This is a genomic window from Microcystis sp. M179S2, from assembly GCF_020245805.1.
In the GTDB taxonomy this organism is placed as follows: domain Bacteria; phylum Cyanobacteriota; class Cyanobacteriia; order Cyanobacteriales; family Microcystaceae; genus Microcystis; species Microcystis aeruginosa.
Genome location: NZ_JADBUE010000289.1, coordinates 1 through 15,755 on the forward strand (window position 1 = coordinate 1; position 15,755 = coordinate 15,755).

Consider the following 15,755-nt stretch of genomic DNA (forward strand, 5'->3'; position numbering starts at 1 on the left):
GGTCTGCTGAAAAAGTACGGGCGAAGCATTCGGATAGAAAATCTACGGTTTCACCGATAGGTTATTGCCCGAATGCTTCGCCCCTACAGGACGCGGGCCGATGAAGATGCAAGGTTTTGAACGACGATTCTCTCAAAATCTTGCACCTGTTTCGCAAGAAAAGCCCCAAAACCCTTACTTTGCCTACATTTCACATTTATTCAGCCAACCCTAAGTAGGTAGGTGTTAAAAACTGTCAAATCCCCCCTTATTAAGGGGGGTAGGGGGGATCTCCCCTGATTAAGGGGGGTAGGGGTAGGGTTGATTTATAGTAGGGTTGATTCATGAATCAACCCTACTAGGGGGTAGGGGGGATCAAAGGCAAAATCTATCCCTACAAGCTCAAGGGTTGCGGATCTAACTTCAAATCGGCAAGACTGACATCACCGTGACCATTTACCGCCACCTCTAGGGGCAAATTGCCGTGATAAGCTTGGATTAACAGGGTTTTTAAGTCCTCGATCAGGGGATAACGGGGATTGGCTCCGGTACACTGATCATCGAAAGCTTGTTCGGCTAAATGGTCTAATTTGGCCATAAATTCGGCTTCAGTTTCGGGAATTACCTCTTTGATACTGGCCGGAATACCGATTTCCCGTTTTAAACATTCGATCGCTAATACCAATCTTTCCACACTTTCGGTCTCGCTTTCTCCTCCCAATCCCAGAGAATGGGCGATCCTGGCATAGCGCCACTTCACGTTAGGATATTTGTACTGAGAGAAGGTCGCCTGTTTAAAGGGGGCATCGGTGGCATTATAGAGGATGACGTGGGAAATCATCAAGGCATTGGCCAGACCGTGGGGAATGTGGAAAATGGCCCCCAATTGGTGGGCCATGGAGTGACAGATGCCTAAAAAGCCATTAGCGAAGGCCATTCCGGCCATTGTCGCCGCATAATGGACTTTTTCCCGCGCTTTCGGGTCTTTAGCTCCGTTATGATAGGAACTGGGCAAGTATTTAAACAGCAGTCGGATGGCATCTTGAGCAAGAGCGTTAGTATATTCTGAGGCTAAAACCGAGACGTAGGCCTCAAGAGCATGAGTTAAAGCGTCAATTCCGCCGTAGGCTGTCAATTTTTTCGGCATATTCAGCACTAATTCCGGATCGACAATTGCCATGCTGGGAGTTAGGGCATAATCTGCCAGAGGATACTTAATATTATTACGGCGATCGGTCACGACGGCGAAGGGAGTCACTTCCGATCCTGTTCCCGAAGTGGTGGGAATACAAACCATCAGAGCTTTTTCGCCTAAAGGGGGCAATTCATAGACTCGTTTGCGGATATCCATAAAACGCATGGCCAAGCTCTCGAATTCTATCTCTGGATGCTCGTAGAGTAGCCACATAATTTTAGCGGCATCCATGGGGGAACCGCCACCGATAGCGATAATTACATCGGGATTGAAGGTATTAATGACATTTAACCCCCGTTCGACGGTTTCTAGGGAAGGATCGGGTTCCACATCATAAAAGATATTAATCGTGATGCCGATTTCTTCTAAAACTTCCTCTAAAGGTGCGGTAACTCCTAGGTCAAAAAGAGGTTTATCGGTGACAATAAAGGCCCGTTTTTTGCCGGCTAATTCCCGAATAGCGACGGGTAATGCCCCGTATTTAAAATATACTTTTGGTGGTACTCGGAACCAAAGCATATTTTCCCGGCGCTCGGCCACGGTTTTAATATTTAATAGGTGGGTAGGTTCGACGTTTTCGCTGATGGAATTACCGCCCCAAGTGCCACAACCGAGGGTTAAACTAGGATCGAGACGGAAGTTATAGATATCACCGATCGCACCTTGGGAGGAAGGGGTATTAATTAATACCCGGGCCGTTTCTACGTTGTCTTCAAAGCGTTTAATATGTTCCCGATTTGAGGGTGCGGTATAAAGCACGGCCGTATGACCTCGACCCGCAAATAAGACCAGTTTTTCGGCTTTTTTCACCCCATCTTCAAAGTCTTTCGCTCGGTACATAGCTAAAATTGGCGAGAGTTTTTCGTAGGAAAATGGTTCCTCTAAACCAATATTTTCTACTTCTCCGATTAGTAATCGGGTATCTTCGGGAACAGAAATTCCCGCTATGGCGGCTAATTTTTCCACTGGTTGCCCGACGATATCGGGGTTGATATGACCATCTTTTAGGAGAATCCCGACGACTTTTTCCCTTTCTTCGGGGGAAAGAAGATAGGCCCCGCGATCAATAAATTCCTGTCGAACTTCTTCATAGATGCTATCGACAACGATTACCGATTGTTCGGAGGCGCAAATCATGCCGTTATCGAAGGTTTTACTGAGAATAATCGAGGAAACGGCCATTTTTATGTGAGCGGTTTCGTCAATTAAAGCGGGGGTATTGCCGGCACCGACTCCTAAGGAAGGTCTTCCCGAAGAATAGGCCGCTTTTACCATACCAGGGCCGCCGGTAGCGAGGATTAAATTAATGCTGGGATGTTGCATTAATGCTTGGGAAAGTTCCACCGATGGCTGATCGATCCAACCAATAATACCGGCCGGCGCACCCGCTTTGACGGCCGCTTCCAAGACAATTTTGGCCGCCGCGATGGTGCAGTCTTTCGCTCGCGGATGGGGGGAAAAAATGATGCCGTTGCGGGTTTTCAGGGCAATTAGGGCTTTAAAAATGGCTGTAGAGGTGGGATTTGTGGTGGGTACGATCCCCGCTAAAATGCCCACGGGTTCGGCGATTTTTTGCAATCCAAAGGATTTATCTTCTTCGATAATGCCGCAGGTTTTGCTGTGTTTATACTTGTTGTAGATGATTTCTGAGGCAAAATGGTTTTTAATCACTTTATCCTCTATTACTCCCATCTCTGTCTCTTGTACGGCCATTTTAGCCAGGGGAATGCGAGCGTTGTTAGCTGCTAATGCCGCTTTTTTGAAGATAAGATCTACTTGTTCTTGGCTATAGTTGGCAAATTGTTGTTGAGCTTTTTTTACCTGTTGAATCAGTTCTTCTAGCTCTTGTCTATTGGTAACTGTCATAACAATTTTGTCGAAAAAATTAGGCATTTTATTCTACTCTAGCGTTTTTCGGCAGGGGATTCGCTTAATCTTGGGATTTTCTTTATAGTTTCCTAAGCATTGGTATTATAGGATACTAATCCTAAATCCATTGAGCATAGGTTACATATCAGGACAGGCACTCATGCAAGAGGCACTCATGCAAAGGGGAGAATAAATAATCAGTTTTTAATAACTGGATTTAGTATAAATTAGGATTGACCAGTACCTAGAAAAAGTTTGAGGACAGAGACTCAATGATCAAGTTACCAGAAATTCAAGCTGGTGTTCGAGAAGCTGGTTCTATTCCGCACTCCTTGAGTGAAAAGTTTAAAGTTGATCACAGCTTGGCAACGGATTCAGGGTGAGATTCAATATCAAACTAGGATATCTCTAAACTCTAGAAAATCAATATCTTCAGAGCCACCGAATCAAAGAGAATTAAATCACTCAATTTTGATGGTGTTTTGAATGATTAATCTCAACCCAGTTTCTTGGCGAAATTTTTCCATACTCTCTGTTTGTGAAGTCTGAAAGGTAGGCTTTTTGTTATTGGCAATGTAGGCTTTTCTAGATGAATAATCCTCTATACCATGATTTTCAATAAATACCCGAATTGTGTTTCTTAGTTGCTCTTCTCCGTCTCCTACCCACCCCGAATTTTTCCCCTTTCGTTCTTTTAATTCTACAAAAATCAAACAATTAGCATAGGTCAGCATTCCATCACAGCGTTTATCCATACCACCACTACCATCGACTTTTCTAATTTCAATACATTTATCAATAGCGGTAAATGTCGCTTCAATTTCTTGAGAGTTTTCCACAATAGCAATCCAATCCCTGGGATTTTCTGTATCTAAATAAGCGGGAGTTTCTGGGGGAAATGGCGGATCGCAAATTCCAAATTCATGCCGATGGGTTTGACTCTGACATTTTTTATCAAAGAAATTGATCTTCATAACTGTTCTTCGATTTCTAGTAAATCATCAAAAAGCTGATTTGTCTCTCCTAGGGAAAGATTGAGATAATTTTCATCAGAAGGTAAACCATTATATGTAGCAAGTTCTCGGATTTCTCCTTGCTCTGTTAATTCATATACAATAGCATCTTCTGCCGCTATACAAGAGGCTTTCGGGACAATTTGGTTGAGCTTTTCTTGGAGGTAATCGGCGTTAGAAATCGCTGATGATAGGATTTTTTTGATAACTTTATCCGCTTTGATAGCTAGGGTTAGATCGTTGATAATATAAGGACTATGAGTAGTTAAAATTAGTTTATTTCCCTGGGTTAAATTGGCAAATTCAAATAATTTATATAAAATCTTTTTCTGAGATTGAGGAAATAGATTCTGCTCGATTTCTTCCACAATATTTACAAAACACTCATTGCGGTATTTAGAAGATAACACTTCTAGTGCCGCCTTTTTTAGGTCATCGGAAAGATTATCATTAGAGAGAATTTTCTCGATTTCCATTTTTAATCTTTTTTGCTCCTCTCCACTGAGTTCATTGCCGGAAGTTTCTTGAGTTCGATTAATCGATAAAGCAATATTTCGAGAAACGAGAAATAAAGGAACAAAAGACTGAAAACCACTGGAAGCTTCTGATAGATTTAGTTTATAATCACTACCCACAATCTTGGCCAGTCTATTGAGTTTATCAAATTCCAATTTAACCTCACCTACTGGCAAAGTCAAACTGCCAGATAATTCCTGTTGTGAGCGATCCAATTCTTCCCAGAAAGTATATAATGATTCTGGCAGTCCTTTGAGTTTTTCTGGCCATCTTACTGCACTCAAAAAGTTTCGCTCTGCTGGTACATACATAATTTTTGGTACTCGATACTTTGAATTATCAGTACGCTCGATCGATAATTTAGCATTTTCAAAACTAATTCGATAAACATCTCCATTGTATTCAATTTGGGTTTCGGGTAAAAAGTAATTGGTTAAATTTTGGTATTGACAAAAAGATTTAACAAAACGATTATATTTAGTCACATATTTTTCCTCTAAATCCCCACGATATAGAGCTTTTTCCAACCAGCTTAATGTTGATATTAATTTAGCAATGCTACTTTTTCCAGTGCCTTGATTACCGATAAAAATCGTTACTTTCCGAACGTCGATAAAACCATCATTTTCTAGTAAACCCGCCTTAATTGGACCGAAGTTTTTAACTTTAATTTGGCTCATTGTTACCCCCTAGATTGACGATAATAAATTTTGGCCAGTAATTTGTCCCGAAAAAAGCTCGTGTTTAACACGAGCTAAATTAACTAACTTCAAGGACTAACTAACCGCCGACCTTAACTACTGGTTTAAAACTGGGAACAACCAGTTCACTATCCTGTTTAGTCAGCTTATTGTATAAGCGTTCCGTATTGGGGAAATTAGCGGCCGGTAGAGTCGGGAAACGACGATAGGGAACCGTATCTTCACCAAATAATTGTAGGTATTCCATGCTATTAACCATGGCACCGATAAAGGCTTTTAATCCCTTAGTTGCCAGAATTTGGTTATATTTCTGGATTTCTTTTTGATTCAAGGGAGCGCGACCTAAGAAGTGCTTGGTTCCCAATTCAATTACTTTCGTATTCGGATAGGGAGCATAGAATTCTTTCAGGTAAAGATCCGAACAACCTAAACCCTCAATAAACTCTTTCACCGTGATCTCAGCATTGCTTAATTTACTCTCTAAAGCGGTAAATTCGGCATTGATGATATAGGGTTCGAGATCCCGTTCAAAAATCTGACGATAGGCGGCGCGAACAGTATTTTGTACGGCAACTTTATCCAGATTAGTTAACAGTTTAAAGATCTTAGTTTGTTCCCGTTGAACCGTGACACCTTGACCGACACGAGATTGAATATCGGGTTCAGTGCGAATCGAGACCGAAGGTGTACCCAATTCAATAAAGCGCGGGGTTTCCTCTTTATCAACTCTTTGGCCGATATCTTCGCGGAGATTGCCCAAACGCACCATCCGTAACTGCATCCCTTGGGGAGTTAGATAGCGCTCGTAGGGAACCGTATCTTCGCCAAAAGCTTCCGTATATTCAGGACTATCGATCAGAGCATCGATTAAAGCATAGAAGCCTTTTTTCGAGCAGATATCGAAGTATTGATTCATTTCCTGACGACCGTAGGTAGGACGACCGAGCAGACGACGGTGAATATATTCGATCGCTTTCACCACATAGAGAGGAGTCCAGTAGATTTTCCGGAAAGTCTCGGATTTAGCTAGGGTTTTGATAAACTCCCGCAGAGTAATATCGCCATTTTCCAGCTTAATCTCGGCCACGGATAAACGCTGACCTTCGTAGGGCATTCGACCGAAAACCTGACGATAAGCCGCTAAAATCACTCTTTGGGTGGAACTTTCGCCAAATTTAACGCTCACCCCATTACTAGAACCGGGTAACTCGTTATTGAGACGGAAAACTTTCGGTCCCAAAGTACCGGGGAATTCACCTCGGGCGCCGGGGTTGCTATTTTGGTTATTAGTGGCAGGTCCGCGGTGGATGAGGATACGTTTGGTATCTTTACCGAAGGGAGCGGGACTAGAACTAGGTTCGCGGGTTTCTTTCGGGAAAATTGCCCCAAATTGGATTTCTAGGGGATCATTTCCGGAACCGTAAACGTGCTGATCCGGTAAGGGGCGATCGTATTTAGCAAAGGTGGTGATAAATTGGGGAACTTTGCGGAAAGGTGCGCTGTAGTTAAACAGGTCGATCTGCATCCCCCAGTTACGACATTCCTGCGCTTCTGCACCCAAACCCCGGAGATAGGGAACGGTTTCTTCGCCGAAATAGTCGGAATACTCCTGAGAATCGACTAAAGCATCGATTAACGCCGATAAACCGCCGCTAGAGACGATCGAGAAGTATTTCTGCACTTCTTCCCGGGAGGAAGGACCGCGACCGAGGAAATGACGGAAAGCCAATTCTAGGGCGCGACTATTGATAAAAGGTTCAAAGAACTGTTTACGGTAGAGAGGCGATTTACCGAGACGACGGACGAATTCTTTCATCGAGATGTCGCCGTTTTTCACCTTCGATTCTAGGTCAGAAATGGACTGACTGTAGGCGCGAGTGATGTCCCGTTCAAAAATTTGTCTGTAGGTGGCCTTGATAATCGAAGATTTTTCCGACTCCGATAAACCGGTTTTCATGACAAACTTTTGCCGTTTTTCGGCGGCGTTGTAGTAGCTTTGGGGAAGACTTAAACCCTGTTGGTCACTACTGGGACGCTGACGCAGTTTATTAGAGGGGGTGGGGGCTTTTAATTCCCCCAGTAGGATATTGAAATAGTCACTGATTAAAGTGGCCGCATCCTTGTCTCTCTGGAAATACTCGATCGAAGCGGCCCGCATTTCTTGCAGGGCCACGATGGTGGCATCAATGGAACAGGCATTTTCGAGAACTTCCCTTAAACCGCGGGTATTAACGATCAGGATACTGGTATCGCCGGCCACGATCGCATAGGTAACGTAACGCAGGAACCAGGATAAATCCCGGAGGGACTTCTGCATATTGCTCGGACCGTAACGAGAGACGTTGATCGGTCGGAATCCGGGGGGAATCGGGCCGCTAGAGGCGAAAATCCCTTTTAAGCCCCCGAGAAGGCCACTGCCGCCACCGGCCCCGCTTTCCGCGTAGGTAACGGTTCCTAATTTCATCCCTTCCTGGACGTTGGTAACTTTACCCGCACCCACCAGGGCCATTTCTTCCACGGGGGGTTTTTCTAGGTAAGCCATGGGGGAACCGCCGGTAAAAATCCGGTTAGCTGCCCGTGACACGATCAGATCGGAGTTCCGGGTGAGCGTTTGGGCAATATCTAAGCGCTTGCTCCCCGATTGGAAGTAGGCGATCAGTTCATTGAGTTCGGGTTTATCGAGAAAGCGGTCTTGTTGTTCTGCTTGGGTAATGGCAGATACTGGGACGGTTTGATAGAGTTGGGGACGCGCTAAGGAGCTGCCACCGCTTGCCTTAAGACTCATTGGATTTTAACTATCTCCCTTGACGATGTGCTGAGTTCTCCAATCGTGGAGGCGATCGGTCTTAAAACCAGATGTTTAAAAATTTAATCAGCATCTAGATTAAAACTTTTTGCGCTTCCTGAGATAGTTTATTAAGAATTATATAGATTTTTTTCGCTAAACTTACCGATCGGTCTATTCCGACACCCCACCTGTATGGGAGGCTAACCAGTCTAAATAGGTCTGAGAACCCGCCACAATCGGTAAAGCGATGATTTCTGGGACTGCATAGGGATGAAGTTCCTGTATCTTCGCCGATAACTGCTCAAACTGCTTTAAATCGCTTTTAATCGCTAATTGCCATTCGCTCTCGTTTTCAATCTGTCCCTGCCAACGATAAATGGAACGAATCGGGTAAATACTGACACAAGCTGCCAAGCGCTCGTTAAGTAAGGCGATCGCTAAGTTTTCCGCTTCCGTTTCGCTGGTTGTTGTCACCAGCACCAATCCAAAACCGGTTAATCTTTCAGTCATAAGTAATCGTGCAAAATAAATTTCCTAGTGAAGATAGGCACTCATGCACTCATGCACTCATGCAACAGGCAACAGGCAACAGGGGGGATAAATAATCAGTCTTTAATAACCGGATTTAGTATGATAACTGATCACTGATCACTGATAACTGAATTTAGGCGATCATTTTTTCTAAAGCGGCCAGATCGGGAATACAGAGAGATTGCTGCTGTCGTTGAATCAGGCCTTTTTTCTCCAATTTGGTCAAGGAGCGGGTCACGGTTTCCCGGGCCAGGCCACTAATACCACTCAATTCCCGGTGAGGTAAATTGGGAATTACTGTACCCTGGCAGCTTTTTTCTCCTTGACCTTCGGCTAAAAAGAGTAAAGTATCGGCGACTCTGGAGAGACTATCGGCCTCCCGTAAACGTAAACGCCGGTTAAGTTGACGCAAACGCTTGGCCATTAACTGAGAAAGACGAATTCCCGCTAAAGGTTCCGATTTGAGCAGATTAACAAAATCTTGGGCGGGAATACTGCTAATTGTGGCCGTGGTTAAGGTGATAGCATCGGTGGAGCGGGGAGATTCTTCTAAAGCGGCCATTTCTCCGAGTATTTCCCCTTTACCTAGGATATTTAAGGTGACTTCTTTACCCGACCTATCGTAAGTACGAATTTTCACCCAACCATCCAGAATAAAGTAAACTGAACCACCCCAATCATTTTCTAATAAAATCGCCCGATTAGCAGGATGAGTGCGGGTGACAGCATGAGAAGCAACTTGATCGAGGGTTTCAGGGGGCAAACCGACCAATAAAGTGGCTGTATCTAATAATTTTTGAATCTCTGCTGATTTTTCCGCCGGATAGCGTTTTTCTTCCATGGTTTAATATTTAAATTTTGTTGGTTTTAGACAGTTGATTCTAGAATGGAAAGTTGTGGGTATTTTTAATTATCCAGTGACCGATAAACAGGACTTTTCCTCCCTACTGACCGAGATCGATCGGATTCTTGCCAAGGTGATTTCCTCTCTAGTTAACCCGCAAGAAGTTACTTCCGAGACAATTATCGCCACTCGTCAACAATTAGAATCGGCCAGAGCGCTGCTTTCTCCCTTATTGTTGCCCGATCCAACCCCTGAAGTTGCCCGTTGGTCCCTGGGAATGGAGGTGCAACCAGAGGGGGTGAAAATCGTCTTTTTTCGGGAAAGCCAGGGACTGATCGATTTTTATCCTCTTTCTTGGAGTCTGGCAACGGGAACAAGCGATCGCTTACCCTGCTCCCAGGTGGACGAATATCTAATTAGTTGGCTATCTCATCGGGATTTTAGCACCGATTCTTGGCTCTGGGAAGCCCTAGATCGATTAGAAGCTATTATTATCACCGATGACGGGGAAACCCCCACGGATGACCTGAAAAAAGCCCTTCTCACAGCGCAACTAATACCCCCCGATCGCCTATCTAGTCTAGAAACAGCGCTCGCTACTGCTCTGGCCCATATTCCCACTAGCGACCAACCCCAACCCCAAACCCTACTGGTTATCGAAGGGAAGCGGGAGACCACCACTTTAGCAATAGTGGAAGTCCCGCCGCAAACTCGCTCTTTATCCCGTCAAGCGATCGCTCTGAGCCATTTTAACTACGGGGAAAACACCTATGAACAGGCCATACTCTCTCACTTAATTTATCCTCTCTGGCGTTCTTTTTTGCCTCTTTCCCGTTCCGATCTCACCGATACTAATCCCTTAAAAAAATCTTTACTGGCAGCCGCTAGATTAACCAAATTAATCCTTCAAGAAGAAAGCGAATTTACCTCCTCTCTAGCCGGTCATACTTGGACGGTCAGTCGCACCGATTTAAATAAGAAGGTGACTATACCATATATAGATAATTTAAGACAAAAAGTTAATGATTTGTTAGAAAAACAGCAAAAAAGTCTTGAAGATATCGATCGAATAATTTTTAGCGGTAATTTTTTCTTAACCATTTGGCCTTATTTTCTAACAGAAATACAGCAAGAATTTGCCGGTTGCAATCTAGAGGCCCCCAGTCAGGAAACCTTCTCACCAGCAATCTTGGGTTTGGGTCGTCTCTGTTTATTTTCGGCTCTTAGAGGTGAGAAGGTCAATAATGCTTAAAAAAATCAACCTCAGTAGTAAAACGTAGGGTGCGTTAGACGGCCAAAATTGCTGCTTTGACTTGAAGGTAAGAATCCGTCGTAACGCACCACCTATCATCAACTAAGTAGCCGGTTACAATTAAAGATAAAATACAAAGAACCAGAACCCTGTCCCACTATCTCACAATTAATTGAGATTACTTACTTAACTGGTGCGTGGGGCGCAGATTGCTAATTTTGTTTTTTTATTCAAGGTTATTGCCGCAAACACGCCCCCGACATTATTGCTAAATGTTAATTTTTATTAGAGGATGCAACATTTGTGAGTTTAGAGAGAGTTAAAAATAACTTTTGTCGGGATGCTTTTGTTAATGATGGTAATATTCAGGTAGCAACTTTTAGTAACTTAAATCGCGCTCAAGAGTGACAAAAGCACCTAATTAAATACTTTAATCAAGTTAAAATTACCCAAGGTGTCATCGATGCCTTACCCAGTCCTGAATCTGTCTATTCACCTGTTCCTCAACAGATAGTTAACTCGGTAGATTTAATCGAGCGCTGGTTAAAGGCAAAAAGAGATATTTTCGGTCCCTCCTATCAAACCTATTTAGGAGAAGAATTACTTACAGGTAAAGCTTATAATGACAAAATAAAAAGTAAAAAGCTCTGATGGTCAAGAAAGTTCTTCCGAATGGTTAGCTAATAATGGTGCTTATTATATCTATGGAGTTCAGAGAATAGATTCAGTTAATAATTTTACAGCCTCTGGCGATCAAGCTACAGTGGATGTGGTGGTTACTGAAGAAAGAACCCTCTATAACAGTCAGGGTAAAATTGATCGAAAAAATAGTGCTTTTAGTACCTCATTTTGAAAGTGACGAGGGAACAGGGAAAATAGCTAACTCTAGAACCCTTAAAAATTTAGTTCGTAGATAAGTTGAATTAATTCCAAAAAGGCGAGATAAAAGGGCAAAATAGTTCAGATAAAAACCCATACATACAATTATTGCTGTTCGATTTTCATCTTTAGACAGTATTTATACTAAATCTGGTTATTAAAAACTGATTATCTATTGCTCCTTTTGCATGAGTGCCTTTTGCCTGTCCTCATAAGTAGCTTATACTCAACGGATTTAGTATTATAAAGTGACCCTGAAGATAAAGACAACCGAACCGATTCTATTCAGAATCGTCATTATAAATATCTTGGAGAGTTTTATTTTCGTAGCGTTCCTGATCTTGATTTTTGCCGCGACGGGAAGGACGACGATATTTTTTATTGGCTAATTTGGGTTCGTAGGTTTCTTGACCTGCTTCTTTAATTTTTAACTTTAAACTTGACTCTTTTGTGCTAGTTTTCTGTAATGACTGTTCTCGTGCGATCGCTTCTTCTAAAAACTCTAAATAATGTTGGTAACGTTCCCAATCTCCCCTCACCACACAGTTAGGTTCCCGACGGTGAGTACAATCATTAAATTGACAATTTCCTAAAGCTAAACGCTGTTTCACTTCCGGAAAATAAAAAGTTAATTGTTCCGGTAAACAGTTAAGGTCAGGTTGGTTAAAACCCGGACTATCGGCCAATAAACCCCGATTTGGTAAAGCAAATAACTGCACATGACGGGTAGTGTGACGACCTTTTTGCAGTTTTCCCGACACATCCCCCACCCGTTGGTTAATCTCAGGAATTAGGCAATTAATTAAACTCGATTTTCCCACCCCCGATGGACCGGCCAAGAGAGTGATTTTATGGTTTAATTGTGCTAATAAAGCCTCAAATCCCCTATTTTTCTCCACACTGACAAAAAAAGGCCGGTATCCCCAAGCAGCTAGGCGCTCGCCCCAGAAATCTATTTGTTCGGGTTCCCCCAGATCAATTTTATTGACACAGACGGCAATTTCTAAGCCTGTGGACTCGGCTTTCACCAAAAAACGACTGATCAGCCAAGGATCGAGGACGGGTTCAGCAAGGGCAAAAACTAGCAAAATCTGCTCGATATTGGCAACGGCCGGCCGATCGATCTCGGTACTGCGGGGGAGGACTTCTGCGATCGCACCCTGCCGATCATCAAAATTGGCTTCCTCCACACGCACCCGATCACCAACCATCACCGATTGACCAATTTTTTGCAAGCGAGCGCGACGGGTACAGAGAAGATTCTCGCCCATAACGGCAGAATCCAAGCGTACCTGATAGAAATTCGCCTGTACGGCCACCACTGTACCGTATAAATCGGTTAATTGTGCATCTACCATTTAGGAATCGGGACGATAGACTTTGAGAACAAAAAAGCTATCTCGGTCCTCGATCGATTCTATCTGATAACCCTCCACTGTCAGGCTAGTGGGAACCTGTTCGATCGGTTCCCCGGCATCTAACCAGACTTCCAACCGTTCCCCGGCGGTCATTTTCTCTAATTGCAATTTTGTTCGGACAAAATTAATTGGGCAGGGAGTGCCGCGCAGGTCTAAAGTCATAGTTATTTATGGAAGATATTACCTAAAAATCCCTCGATTCCGCCTTTCCCCACGGTTTCCCCGCGAACTTTCGCTATTTTTTCCAGTAATTCCCGTTCTTCTCCGGCGACACGGGTAGGAATCGAGATTTTAACGGTAATGCGATGATCACCGCGACTGACGGGATTACCTAATTTGGGAACCCCCTTGTTTTCTAAAATCAGTACGGTGTTCGGTTGAGTACCGGCAGGGATAGTCAGGTCTTCTTGGCCATCTACAGTATTAACTTTGATGGTACATCCTAAAATCGCTTGGATATAACTAATCGAGATATTCGATTTAATATCATTGCCTTCCCGTTGAAATTCTGCATCTGTTTCCACGGTTAGATAAACGAATAAATCCCCCGGCGGCCCGCCTTTAAGTCCCGCGTCACCTTCCCGGGCAACGCGCAATTTCATGCCGTTGTCAACCCCCGCAGGAATGGTAATTTTCAGTTTTTTGGTTTCCTGTCTGCGTCCGGAACCGCCGCAAACATCGCATTTTTCCTCGATCACCTCTCCAGCACCGTCACAGGTGGGACAGACCGAAACCTGAGCAAAAGTACCGAAGGGAGTACGGGTGGCGCGACGTACCTGACCAGTACCACTGCAAGTAGTACAAGTGCGGGAACTGGTTCCTGGTCTGGCCCCACTGCCTTTACAGGTTTGACAGGTTTCCAGATGACGGATACGGATTTCCTTTTCGCCGCCAAAGACAGCCTCGCGGAATTTTAGTCTAAAATCGAGACGTAAATCCTCGCCCCGGGTAGGGCCTGTGCGTCGGCGGGCGGTTGCTTGGCCGCCCATGCCCCCGAAACCACTAAAGATTGTCTCAAAGATATCGGCGAAACCGCCCATATTGTCGGGATCAAAACCGGCAGCGCCCCCAGAAACCCCAGCTTCACCAAAGCGGTCATAACGATTGCGGGTTTCTGGTTCCGAGAGAATTTCGTAGGCGCGGTTAATTTCTTTGAAGTGTTCCTCGGCTCCTGGTTCTTTGTTAACATCGGGATGGTATTTTCGGGCGAGACGACGATAGGCGCGTTTGATGTCTTCTTTGCCGGCATCTCGCGAGACACCTAGAATTTCGTAGTAATCAGTGGGCATAGGGGACTATGGTTCTGCTGGCAATTTATAAATAAAGTTTAAGTCTAGTTGTTACTTTAACAAACTATACATAATAGTTTAGTTGGGTTATCCCTACTATTTTTTTGGTAAGGAAGTGGGGTAGTGGGGTAGTGGGGTAGTGGGGTAGTCTGACAGGTGTAGGTATTTTACAACTAAGAGGAAGGGGAGTAGTAAAAAGCATCAACGGGGGTGGGAGGGAAAGAACTCCAACGATGAAGGTGAATCGATAAACCTTTCAGTAAATCAGCAACTAGGGTAATAGAACCCAGAAGAAAACAAGAAAGCTGACGTAAGGGTTTGAGGAGGAGAGTTTTACTAAAGACAGTATGTTGGGGGGGAAGTTTCTCTAAATTGGCTTCAGGAGATTGATTTTCCGCTTCTCCACCGGGCATAACCATCCAGAGAGTAGCTACAGCCATAGCTAACCAAAGGCGTTCGGCACGCTCTGGGTCAAGCAGACTTTGTGTTTTGCCATTGCCAGCCGTCGGATTTGAGGTCGCGATCAACACATTCCCTAGAAGGACGTAAGCCATACCAGAGGGCATCAGCGGGGTGACAAGTCAGTCAAAACTAACCACGGCTCTTGATAGCCAGAATCCCAACGGGCAAGTAAGGTATAGGCCAAGGGATTAGTTTTAAAGCAAACCACCTGACCCGACCAAGATTGTCCAGGGGCTGAAACTAGGGCATCTAAGGGCTGCCATTGACCATGAGAGGAAATTGTTACCAGTCCTTGCTGGTTAATGCGTAAAAACGGATGCCAGCCCGCTTCCACAATCACTTGATAGAGCCAAGGCGCGTATAGGCCGCGGTCGGCTGGCACAATTACAGTCCAACCAGTAGGAATTGCTTCTTTGATCTGTCTGAGCAGTTTTTGCCAGTGAGGTTGACCACTGCCCGGTTGATTAGCTTTGACGCTCGACCAAGCTATGGGAATCCCACAGCCCGCCAGCAAGACATTAATCGACAAAACTACGAATTTATTGCCAATAGTGGTGGCATCCAGTGCTAGGGCTATTTTTTCGCTACTGATAGGCAGTAAACTGATCACCCACATTAACAATGGCGCAAAACCACTGCTCACCTCAAGAGTGCTGCGCTTTTCTCCTTTTTTCGCCTTCCCGCACTGATACCATTCTTTGAGTCTCTGTCTGACTGTATTGGGTTTTTCCTTATTGACTGCGCCAATAAACCTCGACACCTGAGTCAAACTGCTCGATTTGGTCATGACCATCCCGAAGCTCCAAGTTGCCAATCCGATAGCTTGCGGTATTGACAAATGAGGCAGATGTTCTGATACTATGCACGACCACTGCTGGAGATATTTGTTTTTCAGCATTGCCTTTCACGATGCTCCTCTAAATCTCTAGCTTGATTTTCTCACCTTGAGTGTGTGACTGCTCACCTCTTTGTCATAAACCTACACCTGTCAGGGTGTGGGGTGTGGGGAGATGGGAGAA

Annotated in this window: 14 protein-coding genes; 3 read left to right on the forward strand and 11 right to left on the reverse strand. The window is 44.3% G+C overall.

Annotation, left to right across the window (positions count from 1 at the left end; translation table 11 throughout):
• Window positions 1-373: 373 nt before the first annotated feature.
• The 6 genes from adhE to IM500_RS17455 form a co-directional block, all read right to left on the reverse strand.
• Entirely contained in the window at window positions 374-3,040 is a 2,667-nt protein-coding gene (adhE, locus tag IM500_RS17430; protein WP_190718405.1) for a bifunctional acetaldehyde-CoA/alcohol dehydrogenase, read from the reverse strand.
• Window positions 3,041-3,504: 464 nt separating this feature from the next.
• Window positions 3,505-4,017: a hypothetical protein gene (locus tag IM500_RS17435; protein WP_287739148.1), complete on the reverse strand. Its 513-nt coding sequence runs from the start codon at window positions 4,015-4,017 to the stop codon at window positions 3,505-3,507.
• Window positions 4,014-5,252 carry an AAA family ATPase gene (locus IM500_RS17440; protein WP_287739150.1) on the reverse strand — a complete coding sequence of 413 codons (1,239 nt, stop codon included), beginning with the start codon at window positions 5,250-5,252 and terminating at the stop codon, window positions 4,014-4,016. Before IM500_RS17440 ends, IM500_RS17435 begins: the two co-directional genes overlap by 4 nt.
• 100 nt (window positions 5,253-5,352) lie before the next feature.
• Complete coding sequence (locus IM500_RS17445) at window positions 5,353-8,058, reverse strand: phycobilisome rod-core linker polypeptide (protein ID WP_287739152.1); 2,706 nt, start codon at window positions 8,056-8,058, stop codon at window positions 5,353-5,355.
• 174 nt (window positions 8,059-8,232) lie between these two features.
• Window positions 8,233-8,571, reverse strand: coding sequence for a divalent-cation tolerance protein CutA (cutA, locus tag IM500_RS17450; RefSeq protein WP_190718392.1), 339 nt, complete (start codon window positions 8,569-8,571; stop codon window positions 8,233-8,235).
• A gap of 154 nt (window positions 8,572-8,725) precedes the next feature.
• Window positions 8,726-9,433 carry a Crp/Fnr family transcriptional regulator gene (locus IM500_RS17455; protein WP_190718389.1) on the reverse strand — a complete coding sequence of 236 codons (708 nt, stop codon included), beginning with the start codon at window positions 9,431-9,433 and terminating at the stop codon, window positions 8,726-8,728.
• A 55-nt stretch (window positions 9,434-9,488) separates the two neighbouring features.
• Between IM500_RS17455 and IM500_RS17460 the strand changes: the two genes are divergently transcribed.
• The 3 genes from IM500_RS17460 to IM500_RS17470 all read left to right on the forward strand — a co-directional run bounded on the left by IM500_RS17460 (window position 9,489) and on the right by IM500_RS17470 (window position 11,541).
• Window positions 9,489-10,688 (forward strand): acetate and sugar kinases/Hsc70/actin family protein, encoded by a 1,200-nt coding sequence (locus IM500_RS17460; protein WP_190718384.1) that lies wholly within the window; start codon window positions 9,489-9,491, stop codon window positions 10,686-10,688.
• 561 nt (window positions 10,689-11,249) lie between these two features.
• Window positions 11,250-11,339 carry a hypothetical protein gene (locus IM500_RS17465; protein WP_287739157.1) on the forward strand — a complete coding sequence of 30 codons (90 nt, stop codon included), beginning with the start codon at window positions 11,250-11,252 and terminating at the stop codon, window positions 11,337-11,339.
• Window positions 11,340-11,406: 67 nt separating this feature from the next.
• Entirely contained in the window at window positions 11,407-11,541 is a 135-nt protein-coding gene (locus IM500_RS17470; protein ID WP_287739158.1) for an IMS domain-containing protein, read from the forward strand.
• Between the two features lie 307 nt (window positions 11,542-11,848).
• Here the strand turns inward: IM500_RS17470 and rsgA are convergent, their stop codons facing one another.
• The 5 genes from rsgA to IM500_RS17495 all read right to left on the reverse strand — a co-directional run bounded on the left by rsgA (window position 11,849) and on the right by IM500_RS17495 (window position 15,523).
• A complete protein-coding gene (gene rsgA / locus IM500_RS17475) occupies window positions 11,849-12,925 on the reverse strand; it encodes a small ribosomal subunit biogenesis GTPase RsgA (protein ID WP_190718381.1) in 1,077 nt (358 codons plus the stop codon).
• Complete coding sequence (locus tag IM500_RS17480; protein WP_002738399.1) at window positions 12,926-13,147, reverse strand: sulfurtransferase TusA family protein; 222 nt, start codon at window positions 13,145-13,147, stop codon at window positions 12,926-12,928.
• A gap of 2 nt (window positions 13,148-13,149) precedes the next feature.
• On the reverse strand, window positions 13,150-14,274 hold the full coding sequence (gene dnaJ, locus IM500_RS17485; protein WP_147073594.1) for a molecular chaperone DnaJ: 1,125 nt from the start codon (window positions 14,272-14,274) through the stop codon (window positions 13,150-13,152).
• Between the two features lie 173 nt (window positions 14,275-14,447).
• A complete protein-coding gene (locus IM500_RS17490; RefSeq protein ID WP_287739159.1) occupies window positions 14,448-14,804 on the reverse strand; it encodes a transposase in 357 nt (118 codons plus the stop codon).
• A gap of 35 nt (window positions 14,805-14,839) precedes the next feature.
• Window positions 14,840-15,523 (reverse strand): hypothetical protein, encoded by a 684-nt coding sequence (locus tag IM500_RS17495; RefSeq protein ID WP_287739156.1) that lies wholly within the window; start codon window positions 15,521-15,523, stop codon window positions 14,840-14,842.
• Window positions 15,524-15,755 lie beyond the last annotated feature (232 nt).

Excerpts from the sequence above, each read along its gene's own strand:
- adhE (WP_190718405.1), bottom strand. The coding sequence starts at position 3,040 with ATGACAGTTACCAATAGACAAGAGCTAGAAGAACTGATTCAACAGGTA.
- IM500_RS17435 (WP_287739148.1), bottom strand. The coding sequence starts at position 4,017 with ATGAAGATCAATTTCTTTGATAAAAAATGTCAGAGTCAAACCCATCGG.
- IM500_RS17440 (WP_287739150.1), bottom strand. The coding sequence starts at position 5,252 with ATGAGCCAAATTAAAGTTAAAAACTTCGGTCCAATTAAGGCGGGTTTA.
- IM500_RS17445 (WP_287739152.1), bottom strand. The coding sequence starts at position 8,058 with ATGAGTCTTAAGGCAAGCGGTGGCAGCTCCTTAGCGCGTCCCCAACTC.
- cutA (WP_190718392.1), bottom strand. The coding sequence starts at position 8,571 with ATGACTGAAAGATTAACCGGTTTTGGATTGGTGCTGGTGACAACAACC.
- IM500_RS17455 (WP_190718389.1), bottom strand. The coding sequence starts at position 9,433 with ATGGAAGAAAAACGCTATCCGGCGGAAAAATCAGCAGAGATTCAAAAA.
- rsgA (WP_190718381.1), bottom strand. The coding sequence starts at position 12,925 with ATGGTAGATGCACAATTAACCGATTTATACGGTACAGTGGTGGCCGTA.
- IM500_RS17480 (WP_002738399.1), bottom strand. The coding sequence starts at position 13,147 with ATGACTTTAGACCTGCGCGGCACTCCCTGCCCAATTAATTTTGTCCGA.
- dnaJ (WP_147073594.1), bottom strand. The coding sequence starts at position 14,274 with ATGCCCACTGATTACTACGAAATTCTAGGTGTCTCGCGAGATGCCGGC.
- IM500_RS17495 (WP_287739156.1), bottom strand. The coding sequence starts at position 15,523 with ATGACCAAATCGAGCAGTTTGACTCAGGTGTCGAGGTTTATTGGCGCA.